General features: G+C 60.6%; 19 protein-coding genes and 1 other RNA gene. 10 read left to right on the forward strand and 10 right to left on the reverse strand.

All coding sequences use genetic code 11. The features are described 5' to 3' along the window. Positions 1 to 93 precede the first annotated feature (93 nt). Positions 94 to 465, reverse strand: coding sequence for an adenosylmethionine decarboxylase (speD, locus tag V8J81_RS06460; protein ID WP_368474927.1), 372 nt, complete (start codon positions 463 to 465; stop codon positions 94 to 96). Positions 466 to 698: 233 nt separating this feature from the next. Between speD and rplM the strand changes: the two genes are divergently transcribed. From rplM to V8J81_RS06490, 6 genes are all read left to right on the forward strand, one after another. Further along, positions 699 to 1,160 (forward strand): 50S ribosomal protein L13, encoded by a 462-nt coding sequence (gene rplM, locus V8J81_RS06465; protein ID WP_368474928.1) that lies wholly within the window; start codon positions 699 to 701, stop codon positions 1,158 to 1,160. 1 nt (position 1,161) lies between these two features. After that, positions 1,162 to 1,656 (forward strand): 30S ribosomal protein S9, encoded by a 495-nt coding sequence (gene rpsI, locus V8J81_RS06470; protein WP_368474929.1) that lies wholly within the window; start codon positions 1,162 to 1,164, stop codon positions 1,654 to 1,656. 172 nt (positions 1,657 to 1,828) lie between these two features. Continuing rightward, positions 1,829 to 2,878 carry a hypothetical protein gene (locus tag V8J81_RS06475; protein ID WP_368474930.1) on the forward strand — a complete coding sequence of 350 codons (1,050 nt, stop codon included), beginning with the start codon at positions 1,829 to 1,831 and terminating at the stop codon, positions 2,876 to 2,878. 242 nt (positions 2,879 to 3,120) lie between these two features. Beyond that, entirely contained in the window at positions 3,121 to 4,185 is a 1,065-nt protein-coding gene (locus V8J81_RS06480) for an ABC transporter permease (protein ID WP_368474931.1), read from the forward strand. After that, the gene (locus V8J81_RS06485) at positions 4,182 to 4,988 is read left to right on the forward strand and encodes an ABC transporter permease (protein WP_368474932.1); all 807 of its coding nucleotides are present in this window, start codon (positions 4,182 to 4,184) and stop codon (positions 4,986 to 4,988) included. Before V8J81_RS06480 ends, V8J81_RS06485 begins: the two co-directional genes overlap by 4 nt. After that, positions 4,985 to 6,058, forward strand: coding sequence for an ABC transporter ATP-binding protein (locus V8J81_RS06490; protein WP_368474933.1), 1,074 nt, complete (start codon positions 4,985 to 4,987; stop codon positions 6,056 to 6,058). The genes V8J81_RS06485 and V8J81_RS06490 overlap by 4 nt, the downstream gene beginning before the upstream one ends. Before the next feature lie 92 nt (positions 6,059 to 6,150). Here V8J81_RS06490 and V8J81_RS06495 read toward each other — a convergent pair whose 3' ends face one another. Further along, complete coding sequence (locus V8J81_RS06495) at positions 6,151 to 6,381, reverse strand: sulfurtransferase TusA family protein (RefSeq protein ID WP_368474934.1); 231 nt, start codon at positions 6,379 to 6,381, stop codon at positions 6,151 to 6,153. 95 nt (positions 6,382 to 6,476) lie between these two features. Here V8J81_RS06495 and V8J81_RS06500 point away from each other — a divergent pair, with 95 nt between their 5' ends. Genes V8J81_RS06500 through V8J81_RS06510 form a run of 3 tightly spaced genes read left to right on the forward strand, consistent with a single transcriptional unit; the run spans position 6,477 to position 9,880 of the window. Then, positions 6,477 to 7,232: a cytochrome c biogenesis CcdA family protein gene (locus V8J81_RS06500; RefSeq protein WP_368474935.1), complete on the forward strand. Its 756-nt coding sequence runs from the start codon at positions 6,477 to 6,479 to the stop codon at positions 7,230 to 7,232. 42 nt (positions 7,233 to 7,274) lie between these two features. After that, positions 7,275 to 8,534, forward strand: a complete 1,260-nt coding sequence (locus V8J81_RS06505) for a hypothetical protein (RefSeq protein WP_368474936.1) — start codon at positions 7,275 to 7,277, stop codon at positions 8,532 to 8,534. 56 nt (positions 8,535 to 8,590) lie between these two features. Further along, the gene (locus V8J81_RS06510; RefSeq protein WP_368477608.1) at positions 8,591 to 9,880 is read left to right on the forward strand and encodes a cytochrome P450; all 1,290 of its coding nucleotides are present in this window, start codon (positions 8,591 to 8,593) and stop codon (positions 9,878 to 9,880) included. 362 nt (positions 9,881 to 10,242) lie between these two features. On the opposite strand, the gene V8J81_RS06515 is transcribed toward V8J81_RS06510, so the two are convergent. The 6 genes from V8J81_RS06515 to V8J81_RS06540 form a co-directional block, all read right to left on the reverse strand. After that, positions 10,243 to 10,464 carry a ribbon-helix-helix domain-containing protein gene (locus V8J81_RS06515; protein WP_368474937.1) on the reverse strand — a complete coding sequence of 74 codons (222 nt, stop codon included), beginning with the start codon at positions 10,462 to 10,464 and terminating at the stop codon, positions 10,243 to 10,245. Beyond that, entirely contained in the window at positions 10,457 to 10,636 is a 180-nt protein-coding gene (locus V8J81_RS06520; protein WP_368474938.1) for a DUF4169 family protein, read from the reverse strand. Before V8J81_RS06520 ends, V8J81_RS06515 begins: the two co-directional genes overlap by 8 nt. Next, positions 10,633 to 12,021, reverse strand: a complete 1,389-nt coding sequence (gene fumC, locus V8J81_RS06525) for a class II fumarate hydratase (RefSeq protein WP_368474939.1) — start codon at positions 12,019 to 12,021, stop codon at positions 10,633 to 10,635. The genes V8J81_RS06520 and fumC overlap by 4 nt, the downstream gene beginning before the upstream one ends. 86 nt (positions 12,022 to 12,107) lie before the next feature. Then, the gene (locus tag V8J81_RS06530) at positions 12,108 to 12,668 is read right to left on the reverse strand and encodes a class I SAM-dependent methyltransferase (protein ID WP_368474940.1); all 561 of its coding nucleotides are present in this window, start codon (positions 12,666 to 12,668) and stop codon (positions 12,108 to 12,110) included. Between the two features lie 33 nt (positions 12,669 to 12,701). Then, a complete protein-coding gene (locus tag V8J81_RS06535; protein WP_368474941.1) occupies positions 12,702 to 13,196 on the reverse strand; it encodes an SspB family protein in 495 nt (164 codons plus the stop codon). Positions 13,197 to 13,270: 74 nt separating this feature from the next. Beyond that, entirely contained in the window at positions 13,271 to 13,636 is a 366-nt protein-coding gene (locus V8J81_RS06540; RefSeq protein WP_368474942.1) for a DUF4345 family protein, read from the reverse strand. Between the two features lie 205 nt (positions 13,637 to 13,841). Here V8J81_RS06540 and V8J81_RS06545 point away from each other — a divergent pair, with 205 nt between their 5' ends. Beyond that, complete coding sequence (locus tag V8J81_RS06545; RefSeq protein WP_368474943.1) at positions 13,842 to 15,416, forward strand: Hint domain-containing protein; 1,575 nt, start codon at positions 13,842 to 13,844, stop codon at positions 15,414 to 15,416. A gap of 143 nt (positions 15,417 to 15,559) precedes the next feature. Here the strand turns inward: V8J81_RS06545 and ssrA are convergent. After that, positions 15,560 to 15,915, reverse strand: a transfer-messenger RNA (tmRNA) gene (ssrA, locus tag V8J81_RS06550). Continuing rightward, entirely contained in the window at positions 15,908 to 16,522 is a 615-nt protein-coding gene (locus V8J81_RS06555) for a GntR family transcriptional regulator (protein WP_368474944.1), read from the reverse strand. The genes ssrA and V8J81_RS06555 overlap by 8 nt, the downstream gene beginning before the upstream one ends. Positions 16,523 to 16,536: the final 14 nt, after the last annotated feature.

Genomic DNA, 16,536 nt, shown 5'->3' on the forward strand with positions numbered 1-16,536 from the left:
GCGGCTGCGCCGCGATCCGTTTGTTCTGGGTTGAGGGCGCTGCGCCCGCCCTTCGCGCTACCCCGGGATACTTCTGCCACATAGAATAAGGGCTCAGCGCGCACCGCGGTGGAGTTCGGTGACGTGGATGTCGTCGGTCTCAAACGCGGTCGAGAGGATCGGGATGGCGGCGTGGGGATCCGTTTCACCGCACATGAAGATATCGAACGCCGCGTAACCGATCTCGGGCCAGGTGTGGCAGGAGATGTGGCTCTCTGCGAGGATGGCCATGGCGGTGACGCCCTGGGGCGAGAAGTGGTGCGAGTGCAGACTGAGAAGGGTGGCGCCGGTCGCTTCGGTTGCATCGCGCAGCGCCTGCTCGATAAAGGCGCGGTCGTTGAGATGGGACGCGCCGTGCAGATCAACGATCAGGTGCGTGCCGGCGTAGGTGGTGCCGTCTTTGGCGGTGAGGTGCGTCTCAGTCATGGGCGAGGGTATGGCCCGTGTCTGTTGGAGAGGGCAAGAGGTGGAATTTAGTGCGGAAAGAGTGGGGTAAAATAAAACCCCATATTTAAGTCGTTGTTTTTACTTACCTGATGACATCTTTGGGTTCTTGACCTTGGCGCACAGATGCTTAGAAGACGCCCATGTTCAGAGGGCGTGCGCCCTCTTTCGTTTTTCTTTGGCGCAATATGTGCCGACCCGTAAGGAAAATACCGATGAAAACCTTCTCTGCCACGCCGGCGGATATCGACAAGAAGTGGATCCTGATCGACGCCGAGGGCGTTGTTCTGGGCCGTCTTGCCTCGATCGTCGCCATGCGTCTTCGCGGCAAGCACAAAGCCTCGTTCACGCCGTCCATGGATATGGGCGACAACGTTATCGTCATCAACGCCGACAAGGTGCAACTGACGGGCAACAAGCGCAACAAGCCGAACTACTGGCACACTGGCTATCCGGGTGGGATCAAGTCCCGCACCACCGGCCAGATCCTGGAAGGCGCGCATCCTGAGCGTGTCGTCATGCAGGCCGTCAAGCGGATGCTGCCAGGCAACAAGCTGAGCCGTCAGCAGATGACCAATCTGCGTGTTTATGCCGGTGCCGAGCACCCCCATGAGGCGCAAGATCCAACCGTTCTCGACGTCGCGTCGATGAACAAGAAAAACACGCGGAGCGCATGATATGACCGAGACACTCACATCGCTCGACGAACTGCGCGGCACTGTTGAAGGCACCGAGGCCTCCGCGCCCGTGGCCGAGACCATCCACCGTGAGCCCCAGCGCGACGCGCTTGGTCGCTCCTACGCCACCGGTAAGCGGAAGGACGCGGTTGCGCGCGTCTGGATCAAGCCCGGTTCCGGCAAGGTGACCGTGAACGGCAAAGAGATGGACAAGTATTTTGCCCGTCCCGTGCTTCAGATGATCCTGCGCCAGCCCTTTGAAGTGGCCGGTGTGGACGGCGAGTTCGACGTCATGGCGACCGTCAAGGGCGGTGGTCTTTCGGGGCAGGCCGGTGCGGTCAAGCACGGCATCTCGAAGGCGTTGCAGCTTTATGAACCGTCCCTGCGGGGCGCGCTGAAGGCAGCCGGTTTCCTGACCCGCGACAGCCGCGTGGTGGAACGCAAGAAGTACGGTCGCCGCAAGGCACGCCGGAGCTTCCAGTTCTCCAAGCGCTAAGCGTTCGCGCTTTTCAGATTTTTGGGAAGGGCTGCTCCGTTGGGGTGGCCCTTTTTCTTTTTGGGGCGCGCGTGGGGCGAATTTGGGCCCGGCCAGTTTTCAGCCCGGAACGCGCCGCATCTGTGCCACATTCATTACCTAGGACGGCCTCATATTCTGGGGAGCAGATGCCATGTATGCACAGCCGCAACGCGCCGAATCGTCGTTCTTGATCACGCATTTGGGTGGATTAACAATAGCTTTCGCCGCGTGCCTGATCGCGTCACTGGCCTTGCGCCTTGTCGGGGCGACGGATCCGGCGACGAGCGCCGCATCGTTAACCATTTTCGTCATCTTCATGTTCGCCGACCCGGTTGGGGCTTGGCGCGGTGTGCGGGATTGGTCGACATTTCGGGTGCGCCTCGGGGCGGGCGGTATTGTCGCGCTGTTGCTGTCGACTGTGTTCAACCTGGCGACCGAGCACAGCGCGGGCATTGTGGCCTCGGTCGGGCGCGAAGGCTTTGGCGGCGTGTCGCTGACCATGATCCTTGCGATGCTTATCGTTCCCATAGTTACCTTCGGTCCTGTCATCGAACGCATTCTGTCGGGCAAGGGTCCGAATGGAGAGCGGTTGACTTGGGATAGCTTTCAGATCGGTTTGACCTTCCCTCTCTACGTCAGCCTGCACTTCGGCTTGATGGGCGTGATCGCTGTGGCCCTTTGGACCTTGGGTGTGCCTTGGGTGGCTGGTGTCCTGACGCTGACGGCTGGCGCGCTTGTGGCCGTCGGGGATGCATGGACCGCTGCGCCGGAAGACAGATTGCCGAGCTGGCAGCCGAAAGTGGCTGGTCTGGCGGAGATCGAGACCGCAGAGACGGCTTGGGGCGCGTTTCGCCAGGCGATCCGTGGGGCCTTCCCCTCGGCTCTGTTCCTCGCAGGATTGACCTTCACCACGGTGGCTTTGGCGGTCTCCGTCGGGCAGGCGACGAGCGGCAGCGCAGACAGCTTGAACGGTGTCTTCATGCACCTGGCGTCCATTGCAGGCGTGATCGTGGCGGTCCTGATGGGATTGTCGGCCTTCGCCATGGCCCTGGCCTCTGCGATGGCATCGATCCTGGCGCATCGCAACGGGCTGGATGCGGCGCAGAGCGAGCAGATGATCAAGGAAAGCCTTGGGCGCTTGTTCGTGGGGGGCACCGCGTTTGTGCGCCCCGCGGCTACGTCGGCGGCCACCTCTGTTTGAGGACGCCGCTTCGGCTCGCACAACCGATGCTTCAGGGCGTAACGCTGCGGGCGACTCGGTAACTGCAACCCCAGCCCTGACCTTGCCCGGTGACAAACAGCCCCCTGCGGTAAGCGACAGCTGAATTCCCTGGCAGCTTCCGAGGGGCTGGCGTTGCGTGCCCCCTCATCAGAAACTTGGCGCTTGTGATCGCAAGGACAAACAGCAATCCTGCCCGCTAATGGGGCGTGCAGGGTGCGGGGATGGCACAAGGCTTATCGAGAGAGTCCAAGCAAGGTCTGACGATTGTCAGCCCTGCGCTGATCTTTGCGCTTTTGCTATTGGCGGTGCCGCTTCTGACGATCATCGCGTTCAGCTTCTGGACTCAGAACTTTCTTGAGATTGACCGGACCTTCACGCTTGAGAATTATACGGAGGCACTGACCGATCCGCTCTATCGCGCCTTGATGATGCGATCATTGCGGATTGCGGCCTCCGTCACGGCGGTGACCGTGATCCTTGCCTTTCCGATTGCCTATTTCATCAGCTTTCATGTGCGACCCGAGAAGAAGGCGCTGTGGTTGTTCCTGATCACCATTCCGTTCTGGACGAGCTATTTAATCCGGATTTTCCTGTGGCGCGTGATCCTCGCCTATGACGGTCCGATCAACGGGACATTGCTGGAACTGGGCGTAATCGAAGAGCCGCTTTCGTGGATCCTCTACAACGCCAACGCAGTCGTCATCACGCTGGCCCACGCCTTCGCACCCTTTGCGATCCTGCCGATTTTCGTGAGTCTGGAGAAGATTGACCGCTCGCTTCTGGAGGCAGCGAAGGATCTGGGCGAGGGGGCGGTGATGACGTTTTTCCGTGTCACCTTGCCACTAGCTATGCCCGGAGTGCTGGCCGCAGTTCTGATCGTGTTCATCCCGACAGTCGGCGATTACGTGACGCCGCGATTGGTGGGCGGATCAGGCGGGACGATGATCGCCAACATGATCTACGTGCAAATTTTCGACCTGTCGAACCGGCCCATGGGGGCGACTTTGGCGGTGGTTGCGATGCTGACGGTGACGATCACCTTAGCCTGGGCAATCCTACATGTGCGGTTCTGGGTGCATCTGAACGACCGCGTGGGTGGCGGTTTGGCCGGACTGGCGTTGGCGGGTGCGGCTGCAACGGTGGATATCGGCATCCTGTGGTGGCTTTGGAACAACGGCGCAGATTGGTTCGGACCGGCAGGCGTTTTGGGTGTGATGGCGGCGATCATGGCGGGGGGCGCGATTGCAATTGCCGTCTTCCTGCCGAAGGGAAGGTGGGGGATATGAGGATCCGGCCCCTTGGCATCTTTGCAGTGCTGTATCTTGTGTTCCTTTATGCGCCGATCGTGCTGCTGCCGATTTTCGCGTTCAACGATGGCACGGTCATCGCTTTCCCGCTGCGCGGCTTCACCTGGGGCTGGTTCGCGGAGCTGGCCAACATACCGGCGCTGCACGAAGCGACGTTGAATTCATTGATCATCGCCAGTTCGGTGGCGGTTCTGGCGACCTGTCTGGGCATGTTCGCAGCGCGCGCGGCAACACGCTACAACTTTCCCCTGAAGGGCGGGATCATGGGTTTTATCATGCTGCCACTTGTGCTGCCTGAGGTGATCGTGGCGATCTCGCTTTTGGTGGTGCTGATGCAGTTGGGGCTGGAGACGTCGATTTTCACGATCATTCTGGGCCATACGCTGCTCTGCATGCCCTTTGCTATTGCGATTTTGCAGGGGAGTTTTGCGGGCTTGGACCAGTCGCTGGAGGAAGCGGCGGTTGATCTGGGCGAGACGCGGGCCGGGGCCTTCCGGTTGGTGATCCTGCCGCTGGTTGTGCCCGGGATCATCGCGTCGCTGCTAATCTGTTTCATCATCAGTCTCGACGAATTCATCATCGCCTTCTTCCTGTCGGGCAATGAGCCGACTTTGCCGGTGTATCTCTGGGGCCAGTTGCGGTTCCCGGCGCGGCTGCCGGTTGTCATGGCGCTTGGCACAATCCTTGTGGCGCTGTCGATTGTGTTGCTGATCGTGGCGGATTTGTTCCGACGCAGGGGATTGCGGAAAATGGGCCAACAAGATGCGGGAGGGTTCTTGTGACTGAGCCTTTGATCAGCCTGAGCGGTGTGAACAAGTATTACGGCGACTACCATGCGCTGCGCGATATCTCGGCCGAGATCGGAGCGGGCGAGTTCTTCTCGCTGTTGGGGCCGTCGGGCTGTGGCAAGACCACGCTTCTGCGCGCCATTGCAGGGTTTGAGGAGATCTCGAACGGGACGATCACCTTATCGGGCAAGGATATGGCCGGAGTTCCGCCGAACCTGAGGCCCACGAACATGGTCTTCCAGAGCTACGCGATTTTCCCGCATCTGACGGTGGAACAGAATGTGGGTTTCGGGTTGCGCAAATCCGGCATGGCAGCGGGCGAGAAGACACGCGCGATTGGTGAGGCGCTGGAAATGGTGGGACTTGGCCATTTGGGCGGGCGCGCGGCCCATGCTCTGTCGGGCGGGCAGCGACAGAGGGTGGCTTTGGCGCGCGCGCTGATCCTGAAACCCAAGGTGCTTTTGCTGGACGAGCCTCTGTCTGCGTTGGACCGCAAGATGCGAGAAGATATGCAGGTCGAGCTGATGAAGTTGCAGCGCGAGGTGGGGATCACCTTTGTGCTGGTGACGCACGATCAGGAAGAGGCGCTGGTGATGTCGGACCGCATCGCTGTGATGTTCGAGGGTGAGATTGCGCAACTGGCCGACCCGGAGGATTTGTACCGACGACCTGCGACGAAGCGGGTGGCGAATTTCATTGGCGTCATGAACTTTCTGCCTGCGATGGCTGGGGATCGTTTGGACGTCGCAGGGCTGGGGACGGTTGATCTGGAGGGCGTCTTCAGTCCGCAAGGGGCAGTCGCGGGCGCCTGTTCCGTAGGCCTGCGCCCGGAGACTTTATCACTGCTTTACGAAGGTGAAACTGCACCGTCACGTGAGGCCCGAGGTGTGATCGACGAAGTCGTCTACTATGGTGACATGACCTATTACGACGTGCGGCTTGACGGATTGCAGACGCCCGTGCGCCTGTCGATGCGCAACATTGTGGGCCGCGATGTGCTCGATGTCGGCGCGCAGGCCCGTGTGGCCTGGGACCCGCGAGCGATGGTGGTTTTTCCCGACTAAACCCTTATGCCCGGTGTGCCCCCGCATCTGGCTCGGCCCTGCGGCCTCCGCCATTTAGGCATGGCGTATCAGGGACGGTCGTAAGCTGGGGATCAGGCGCGGCGGCGGATGTGGAAGGTTGTTGCACCGTCTGCTTCAGACGTTTCGAGCAGCGTGTGGCCCTGTTCGGCGCAGAAATGCGGGACGTCGACATGAGCGGCGGGGTCGGTAGCGCTAAGGAGGACCTCTGCGCCAGGCGCGATGGTGGCAAGGACTTTGCGCAGGCGCAGCACGGGCAAGGGACAGAGCAGGTCGCGCGCGTCGATGAGGATGGGATCGGCCATGGGTAGGGCAGGTAGCGCGGGTTGACGCTCACGTCTACGCGATTGTGCGGGTTTGGCAGGTGACGCCGCGCGGCGGGGCGTCTAAGGGTTGGGTTATGTTCGGAATAGATCTGTTTGATGCCTCGCTTTTGCCGGCAATGCTGGTGGCCCTCGCCGCGGGTGTGTTGAGCTTTCTCAGCCCCTGCGTTTTGCCCATCGTGCCGCCCTATCTGGCCTATATGGGCGGGATCACGATGACGGATATTCAGGATGAGGCCCGCGCGGCCCGGCGCAAGGCGTTGCTGCCGGCCTTGTTCTTTGTGATGGGGCTGTCGACGGTCTTTATCTTCCTTGGCTTCACGGCGTCGATCCTCGGGCAGTTTTTCCTGCAGAATCAGATCCTTCTGGCGCGTATTTCAGGTGCTGTTGTCATCATATTTGGTCTGCATTTCCTTGGCATCATCCGTATTCCGCTGCTCGATCGTGAGGCGCGGCTGGATGCGGGCGACAAGGGTGGATCGACCCTTGGCGCTTATGTGTTGGGGCTTGCATTTGCCTTCGGCTGGACTCCCTGCATCGGGCCGCAGCTTGGCGCGATCCTGTCGATTGCCGCAACCGAGGCGAGCGTTGAACGGGGTACAGCCTTGCTTGCGGTCTATGCCATTGGTCTTGGCCTGCCGTTCCTGTTGGCGGCGGCCTTCATCGACCGGGCGCAGGGTCTGATGGCGCGGATGAAGCGACATATGAAGCTGATCGAGCGGATAATGGGCGGGCTTCTTGTGGCGGTCGGCATTGCTTTGATGACCGGAGCATTCTCGGCCTTTGCATTCTGGCTGCTTGAGACCTTTCCGGCACTCGGCCAATTGGGCTGAATTGCCCTAGCGCCGCCATAATGGGCGGCTATGCTGCGCGTCATGACGCGCGTGGCTCGTAGACATGTCCTTTACATCCCCGGCTTTGACCCGGTGCCGCCGCGTGCTTATCGCGAACGCTATCGGCGTGAGGCGGCGCGGCAGGCGGAGATTTCCGGCTATGTGATCGAGAAGGGCGAGCCGCCGGAGGGCGCTCGGTTTGGCTGGCATGTTGATGCCCATGTTGAGGGGGCTGAAGTCGCCGTCGATCTGGAGGTGCTCTACTGGGCTGATATCGTGCGGGAACGGATGCAGGGGGGCATTGGTGCAACTTATCTGGCGCTGGTGCGTACGGCCTGGGCTTATATCGGATCGGGTGCACTGTGGCGGCTGATGCGGCTCAGGAAGGGGCCGGTGATAGCTGCGCTCTATCCGGTTGCTGTGCTATTGGGACAAGGGCTTGTTGCGCTGGCGATTGCGGGCCTCGTCGCTTGGTGTTTCTATCGTGGCGCGCATGGGCTGATGTCTCTGATTGGTGCGGACCAATTGGCCGACCCGTTTGATGCTTTTCGCCCACTTGCCGCTTTGGCTGGATTTGGGACCGGATATCTCTTCCTGCGTTGGTGCGCGAAACGGGATCACCTCTACGCGTGGTATCTGATGAAGGATTATGCGTTTTCCTCATCGCTAAAGGGGGCGTATCCGCCCGAGCAGGAAGCGCGGATGGAGGCCTTTGCGGATCGTATTGCCGAAGTGTTGCGCTCGGATGTGGATGAGGTCTTGGTCGTTGGCCATTCCTCTGGTGCCTATATCGCCGTTTCAGTCTTGGCGGACCTGATCCGGGCGGGGCGGGTTCCAGACGATGGCCCCGTGCTGTCATTGCTGACCCTTGGCCATGTTGTCCCCATGGTGTCGTTCCTTCCAAAAGCCGGGCGGTTGCGGGCGGATCTCGCCTTCATGGGCTCCGCCGATGTCCCGTGGGTGGATGTCACGGCCCCGGGTGATGGCTGTGCCTTTGCGCTCTGTGATCCGGTGGCGGTGTCGGGTGTTGCGGGAGAGTGCAAACGGTGGCCTTTGGTGATTTCAGCCGCCTTCACGCAGACGCTATCGGAGGCAGAGCAGGCGCGATTGAAATGGAAATTGTTCGAGTTGCACTTTCAGTATCTGAACGCCTTTGACCGCTTACCTGATGGCGCGGATGCCTATGACTATTTCCGTGTGACGGCGGGGCCTTTGACGCTGCGGGACCGGTTTGGCGAACGCGCGCCGTCGAAGTCTCGGCTGGAAGCGCCGGTCAACAAATTCACGGATATGGCGGCGTGAGCGATCTTCCCCCGAAACCACCTGCGCGTGCTGAGAAGGTCTCGCTCTGGCGCTATATGCGGCTGTTCCGCGAAGACATTCTGTCGGCGCAGCCCGCGCGGCTCTATCGCGCGTGGATGGCGGAGTTTCGCACGCCGTTTTTCCGGTCTTACTTGATCAATCAGCCCTCGTTGGTGGATGAGGTTCTGAAGGCGCGACCCTTGGATTTTCCGAAGTCGGATCGGGTGGGCGAGGGGCTGCGGCCGTTGCTTGGGAACTCGGTCTTTCTGACCAACGGGGCGGAATGGCAACGTCAGCGACGGATCATTGACCCGGCGTTTGAGGGCGGACGCCTGCGCGACACGTTCCCGGCGATGTGGGAGGCAGGCGAGGCCTCCGTCGCGCGGATGCCGTCCGGGATTGTGGAAGTCGAAGAGGAGATGAGCCACGCGGCGGCGGATGTGATCTTTCGCACGCTGTTCTCGCTGCCGATCGAGGCAGAGATTGCGACGCGCGTGTTCCATGAGTTCCGCGCCTATCAGCGGACGCAGCCAATCCTGAATGCCGCCGCCTTTGTGCCTTTGCCACGCTGGTTGCCGCGCGGGCATCGGGCCGAGACGCGGCGGACGGCCAAGGCGATCCGGGCGTTGATTACAGAGCTGACTGAGGCGCGGATGGCGGAGATTGAGGCGGGCACGGCGCCGGATGATCTGGCGACCAAGATCATGACGACGACCGATCCTGAGACGGGGGAGCGGTTCACGACCGAAGAGATGGTCGATCAGGTGGCGATCTTTTTTCTTGCGGGGCATGAGACGAGTGCCTCGGCTCTGGGGTGGGCGCTTTACCTGCTGGCACGCTACCCGGAGTGGCAGGAGAAGGTTGCGGAGGAGGCCATGCAATTGCCCGCCTCGCCGGACTTTGCCGTGATGTCGAAGCTGCGTGTCACCCGAGATGTGTTTCGAGAGGCGCTTCGTCTTTACCCGCCGGTGCCTATGATGGTGCGAGAGACGACGTGCCCTGAGACCTTCCGCGACAGACCAGTCAAGGTTGGCAGCCAAGTGGTGATATCGCCGTGGCATTTGCATCGGCAGAACCGGCTTTGGGACAATCCCGATGGGTTCGACCCCGGCCGGTGGGAGACGGAAAACGGCAAGCAATGTATGCGGGAGGCGTTCATTCCGTTCTCGGCTGGGGCGCGCGTATGCACGGGCGCGGGCTTTGCGATGGTGGAGGGGCCGCTTCTGTTGGCGATGCTGCTGCGCGCGTTTCGGTTTGAACGGGTGGAAGGTGTGGATCCGGTGCCGGTGGCTTACCTGACGGTGCGCGCCAAGGACGGGATCCGGTTACGGGTGTCGCGGCGGTAGAGGCGGGCGGAAACCTTGAGATGTCCGTTTGGAAAACTGCAGTTTTCCGGTCAGAAAAACTCAAGTTTTTCTGCGAGGAGGCGCTGATTTTTGAGCGAGGCCGCAAGATGCGGACAGGCTCGGCACTACAGAATAATACGATTTGGCCTGCATTTTCGACGGCACGAAATCCCCGCCTGTAGACTTCGTCAATGAACGCGGCGCGCCCAAAATAGCGTTCAATGTCGCGCATGTTTCGGCGCACGACCTTCCCGTCGCGAACAAGCTTGGTTCCGAAGACATCCGCAAGAAGGGCTTCGGGACTGACATGAGGGGGCTGCTTTTCCATGGTCCAAGCCTAGCCAGCCTTGGTTAATGGAGCGTTATCTCCGCTTCAGCTCCGCCAAGATATGGACCCGGATTGCGGAGGCGAGCCCTGCCGACACACCGCGTGCGGCATCAATTTCGGCGACCAATGCATTGATGGACATCTCTCGGCGCTCGGCCATGGCCTGCAATTCTTCCCAGAACGCATCTTCAAGCGACACGCTGGTGCGGTGGCCTTGCAAAGTCAGGGACCGTTTGCGGGGACGCGCATCAGTCATCGCGTTTGTGGGCGTCCAGATTGCGCGTAGCCTTTGCGTCACGCGTTTCATCGGCCAGCCGTTCGGCCTTCGTGCGACCGTGTTTGGCCGCGTTGGCATCGGCCTGCCGCCGGTCTTCGTCCCGCGCTCGTGATTTCCGCGCGCGGGACAGGCTCACGACCTTACCGGTCACTTGGGGCCGATCATGGTTTCGGGGCGGACGACTTTGTCGAAGGTTTCCTCGTCCACAAAGCCCAGTTCGATGGCTTCTTCCTTGAGGGTTGTGCCGTTCTTATGTGCCGTCTTCGCGACCGTCGTGGCGTTGTCGTAGCCGATGGTCGGCGCGAGCGCCGTCACAAGCATCAAGCTCTCGTTCATGATCTTGTCGATGCGCTGCGTATTGGCCTCGATCCCGGCGACGCACTTGTCGGTGAAGGCCACGCAGGCGTCGCCGACCAACTGCATCGATTGCAGCACGTTGTAGGCCATCATGGGCTTGTAGACGTTCAGCTCGAAATGCCCTTGGGAGCCCGCAAAACCCACGGCGGCATCGTTCCCGATGACATGGGCACAGACTTGGGTCATCGCCTCGCACTGGGTCGGGTTCACCTTGCCGGGCATGATCGACGAGCCGGGCTCGTTCTCGGGCAGCATCAATTCGCCGAGGCCGCAGCGGGGGCCGGAGCCCAACAGACGGATATCGTTGGCGATCTTGAAGAGGCTGGCCGCGACGGTTTTCATCGCGCCCGACATGGCGACCATGGCGTCGTGGCCCGCCAGCGCTTCGAATTTGTTGGGCGCGGTCACGAAGGGCAGGCCAGTGATGCGCGCCATGTTGGCGGCGACTTCTTCGCCCCAGCCTTTTGGAGAGTTCAGGCCGGTGCCGACGGCGGTGCCGCCCTGCGCCAGTTCATAGATGTCGCCCAAAGCGGCCTCGACCCGCTCGATGCCCTTGCGGACCTGATGAGCGTAGCCGCCGAATTCCTGTTCCAGCGTCAGGGGTGTGGCGTCCATCGTATGGGTGCGGCCGATCTTGATGATGCCTTCAAACGCCTTCGCGCGCTCTTCCAGCGCGGCCAGCAGCTTGCGCAGACTCGGCAGGGTCACGTCGCGCGCTGTCATCGCGGTGGCGATGTGCATGGCGGTGGGAAAGGTGTCGTTCGACGACTGGCCCATGTTGCAATGGTCATTGGGGTGAACGGGGGTTTTCGAGCCGATCTCACCGCCGAGGAGTTCAATCGCGCGGTTGGCGATGACCTCGTTGGAATTCATGTTCGATTGCGTGCCGGAGCCTGTCTGCCAGACGACCAGCGGGAAGTTGTCATCGAGCTTGCCGTCGATGACCTCCTGCGCGGCCTCGATGATGGCCTCACCCACGCCGTCAAGCTTGCCAGCCTTGTGGTTGGCCTCCGCACAGGCGCGCTTGATGACGCCAAGGGCGCGGACGATGGCGACGGGCTGTTTTTCCCACCCAATCGGGAAGTTCATGATCGAACGCTGCGTCTGCGCGCCCCAATACTTTTCGGAGGGGACCTCAAGGGGGCCAAAGCTGTCGGTTTCGGTGCGGGTCTGGGCCATGGTTGTCCTCCGGTATGCGGCTTGTGAAGCGGTTTACCGGGGGCAGCAGGGGGGTGCAACGCACCCTCGGTCGCAGGTTTGCGCTATCAGCCCTGTTGGCGGAACCGGTAGACGCGCGCGGGCGGCATGTTCCACCAGATTTTCCCGCTCTTGCGCCAGGTCAGGTTCAGCTCATCGCGGACCACGGATGTGACTGGCGGTTTGGGGCCGTAAGTGAATTGCACGTAATCGCCGCCGGGCTGCACCTTTGAGGCAAAGCCCGTCATGATATCGCGCTGAAGTTGGGTTGGCATCGACAGAAGCGGCAGGCCAGAGACAACGGCCTGAACATTTTCAACCGGAAGATCGCCGCAGTCGCCCGCGCTCATCTGGTAGACATTCAGGCCGGGGAAGTTTGCGCGCAGGCGGTCACAGAAATCGGGGTTCATCTCGATCGAGTGGCAATCTTCCGGCGCGATGCCCGCGTCAAGGATCGCACGCGTGATGTTGCCAGTGCCCGCACCAAGCTCGATGACAGGCCCCTTTGCCGGATCAAGCTCCGCCGCCATCTCGGCACATAGACCTTTCGAAGATGGTGCGAGCGCTACAACTTGATGAGGCTTGCGAAAAAGCTGACCCATGAACAGGGCAAAGTCGCTGGTGGCCATGCAGGTTTTCCCGGGCTTTGTATCGGTGGAAGATCAGGTGTTGCGGCGGAAGGTATCCAGGCTCACCACCTCGGCATCGCGAGGCGCCTCTTCCTGTTCGTCCGGCGCCGCGTCGGCCTCTTCGTCCGTGTCAGCGTTTTCGGGCGCCGGATCCTCCGTATCCTCTTCATTTCTCTCAAACCGCCAACCGAATTCGACGGAGGGGTCCACAAAGGTCAGGATCGCATCGAAGGGGACTTTCAAACGCTCAGGCGCATCACCAAAGTTCAGCGTCACCGCAAAGAACTCTTCTTCCACAACCAGATCATCATACCAGTTCTGGATCACGATCATCATCTCTTCCGGGTAACGGTCGCGTAGCCAATCGGCCAGTTCGACCATGTCGTGGCGGGTGTTGAAGGTGATGAAGAAATGATGCTCACCGGGCAGCCCATTGTCGGCAACGCCTCGCAGCACCTCACGGATCACACCGCAGACGGCCTCATGCATGAGGCGTCCGTAGGGAATGGAAGAGGGGCTATCAGGCATGAATAAGAACCGGTTGCGTGCAGACCCGTTCACCATACGAGATTCGCACCGATTTGAAAGGCGCAGTCGGCGGATCAGGTGGCGGGCAGGTTTGCGATGATCAGCCACGCGCCAAGGGCTGCCTCCGTCCCGAAGAACGTCCAGCTTTGGCGAGAGCCTGCCTGATCGCGCAGGATTGATGTCACGCGCCCTACAGCGGCCCCGCCATAGGCCAGGCCGAGGGCGATCCACGCCATAGGTTCGTTCAGGAACAGCACACCAGCGCCGATACCGACGAAGAGGCAGCCAGAGACCGCTGAGACCTCCGTGTATGCCATATTTGTGGGGCCGGATTTCATGTCCAGCACGTCCATGGTCCAGCGCGGCGCGAGCCACCCACACAGGCCAAGCCCCACGGTCAGGATGGCGACGGCATAGTTGATATAGTCGATGGCGGTCATGTGTTTGAAAACCCGGATTGCTTGCATTTGTGAACGTTAAACGCGCAAGGGCTCGGATTGGATCACAAAGCGCACAAGTATTGATCGCTAAAGGGCAAAGAAACGTCGGTGCGCAAGAATTGGCTTTCCACACCGTTAATGGCAGTTTAGTGTTATTTTTAAGGTATTTATTCTAATCTGGAAACAATGGCACGGGGGATCGCGCATGGTTTCTTCAACGGACACACAAAGCGGGTCAGACACCGGCACGATCAACGGAATTGATGTTGGTCTGACGGCTGAACTGCCAACCTTCGCAACAGATACGTTCGAAGTAACGGCGGACATCACGACTGGCGCGACCAGCCAGGACGTCAATGTGGCGCTTGTCATCGACACCTCTGGGTCGACGCGCAACAACTCTGGCTCGGACGTTGATGGCGATGGGAACAATGACACGTTTCTCGAAGCGCAGAAACTGGCGGCCAAAGCTGTTTTCCAATCGCTGGTCGATGCGGGTTACGACCCTGCTGACGTCACGGTCACGTTGGTTGAATACAATTCCGGCGGCAACACGCTTGGCAATTTCACGCTAGACCAACAAAGTAATTTCGACAGCGCGGTTGATGGACTGACCTCTGGCGGTGGGACGAATTTCGAGCAGGGCCTCGATGAAGTGGTCGATGAATGGCGGGACGCGGGCGATGTGGGCCCGGACGACAACAACCTTGTCCTGTTCCTGTCCGATGGCCGGTCTAACGCGGGCAACTTCAACAGCGAAGTGGCCGAGTTGGAGAATGAGTTCGACGCGGACATCACGGCAATCGGTATCGGTGCGAACGCGCAGCTGAGCCAATTGCACCTGCTCGACAACACCGACCCGACGCCAGGCGACGGAAATGACACATCGGCCACCCAGATCACCGATCTGAGCCAGTTGACCGACCTGATCACCACACCGCCGCCGCTGCCCGAACTGGAAAAGATCGAGATCATCGTCACTGACGAAGATGGTGTTGAAACAGTAATTGAGATCCCCGCCGACAGCCCCGCAATCATCGAAACCCCGCTTGGCCTTCGCATCGATTGCTTTGAGGTTTCCGGGTACGATTTCGAATTGGGCGAAACGCTGGAAGTCGAGGTGGTTGCCACGTTCACGCCAGATGGCGACACGTTGACCGTGGATGGTTTTGCGCTGCCCATGTTCGTGTGTTTCGTGCGCGGCACCCGCATTCTGACGCCGGAGGGCGAGCGCGCGGTTGAAGACCTCTCCGTTGGCGACCGCATCGTCACGCGCGACCATGGTGTTCAGCCAATACGCTGGATTGGTGCAACCCGCCTTCCCGCAGCAGCGCTCTCCGCCCGGCCTGAATTGCGGCCGGTGCGGATCAGCGCCGATGCGATTGCCGAAGGCGTCCCTGCACGTGATCTGTGCGTTTCGCGCCAGCACCGCGTTCTGGTCCGCGATTGGCGGGCAGAGATGCTGTTCGGAAGCCCGGAAGGCGTTCTGACGCCTGCCTTCACGTTGATCAATGATAAGACCATTCGGCCCGACGATGTCGCAGCCGATGGTGTGGAATACTTCCACATTGCCTTTGATCAGCATGAGGTCGTCTATTCCGAAGGGCTGGAGACGGAAAGCTTCCACCCCGCAGCTGACACGGTATCTGTCCTGACGGAGCCGCAGCGGCAGGAACTTTATGCGATATTCCCGGAACTGGAAAACGGCGTGGCGAATATGCCGGCGGCTCGTGTCGGCCTGAAGGGCCGCGACGGGCGTGCTCTGAAGCTGACAACCTGATTGCAAAACACTCCGCCCCGTTGCGAGGAGAGCCGAGGGCTCGAAGAGGGGCGGAGATGTCTGCACTGCTAAATCAACAAACGAACTGACACCGGACGCGCGGTTTGCGTGGCGTATAACTCGTCATGTGCGCGTAGGGAGGAAATGCAGGCTTCTGTTGCCAGGTGCCTGCGAACCCCGCCAGCTCTGGCTAGAGAACTGGGCTTAAAGTCGGCGACTCAGGACAGCTTACGCTGCGAGAGCCATTGCCGGAGCACGATTGTCATTTGCAATTGTACTTGTCGGGCCGATACGGTGGCACCCCGCCGAAACAAAGCTAACCCCTTTAGACGTTCGTCGATCCTATTTCGGCCCCGTGCCATCCCCAAATGAAGGATATTTTGGTGGAGCCGCCGGGTACCGCCCCCGGGTCCGATCCGCTTATTACGAGCGCGTTTATGTTCATAGTCCCCGAAGGAACATCTTACATATACGGAGGGTATGGCGCCTATTCAACCTTCGTCGGCACGTGGAAGCTGCGCTTCCAACAGGGCACGCACCGTGCCAACGCGGGTCGCCTCAGCCATGCGGGCCATCACTTCGGGCAGGCGACGGTCGATGCCTGAACCTGCTTCGGAAGCCTCGGCCATCCGCCAGCGGAACAGCCGCCACAGGGCGGCCTTGAGCGCATTGGCCAGAATATCGCTCGACATCTCACCGGTGATAATGTGCAGCGAGGTCGACCGGATTGCGAAGTTCGTTTCAAGGTTCATCTCATCGGCGGCGCTGACCTGCCGCTCTAAAGCGACGATATAGGCGTTGGTCTCCACCGACAGGGGGCGGTCGCCTTCGATGTCCGCCGCAACGTTCAGCAATGCAAAGGCAAGGTCGATATCGCGCTGCTTGTCTTCCGGTTTCAGCGGGGAGACGACGGTGCCAACACCGGAGCGGACTTCGACTAAACGCTCATATGCCAACCCCTGTAGCGCCTGACGCACTGGGGTGCGGGACACGCCGAATTCGTGGGCAAGGGCCTGTTCATGCAAAACGGGGCTGGCCGTTGGCGGTTCCAAACAGATACGCTTGCGCAGCGCGTTGGCGATGGTTTCTGCGTTGTTTTTGGCCATGGGGCAGCAAGCAA

Source organism: Gymnodinialimonas sp. 202GB13-11, from assembly GCF_040932485.1.
Lineage (GTDB): Bacteria > Pseudomonadota > Alphaproteobacteria > Rhodobacterales > Rhodobacteraceae > Gymnodinialimonas > Gymnodinialimonas hymeniacidonis.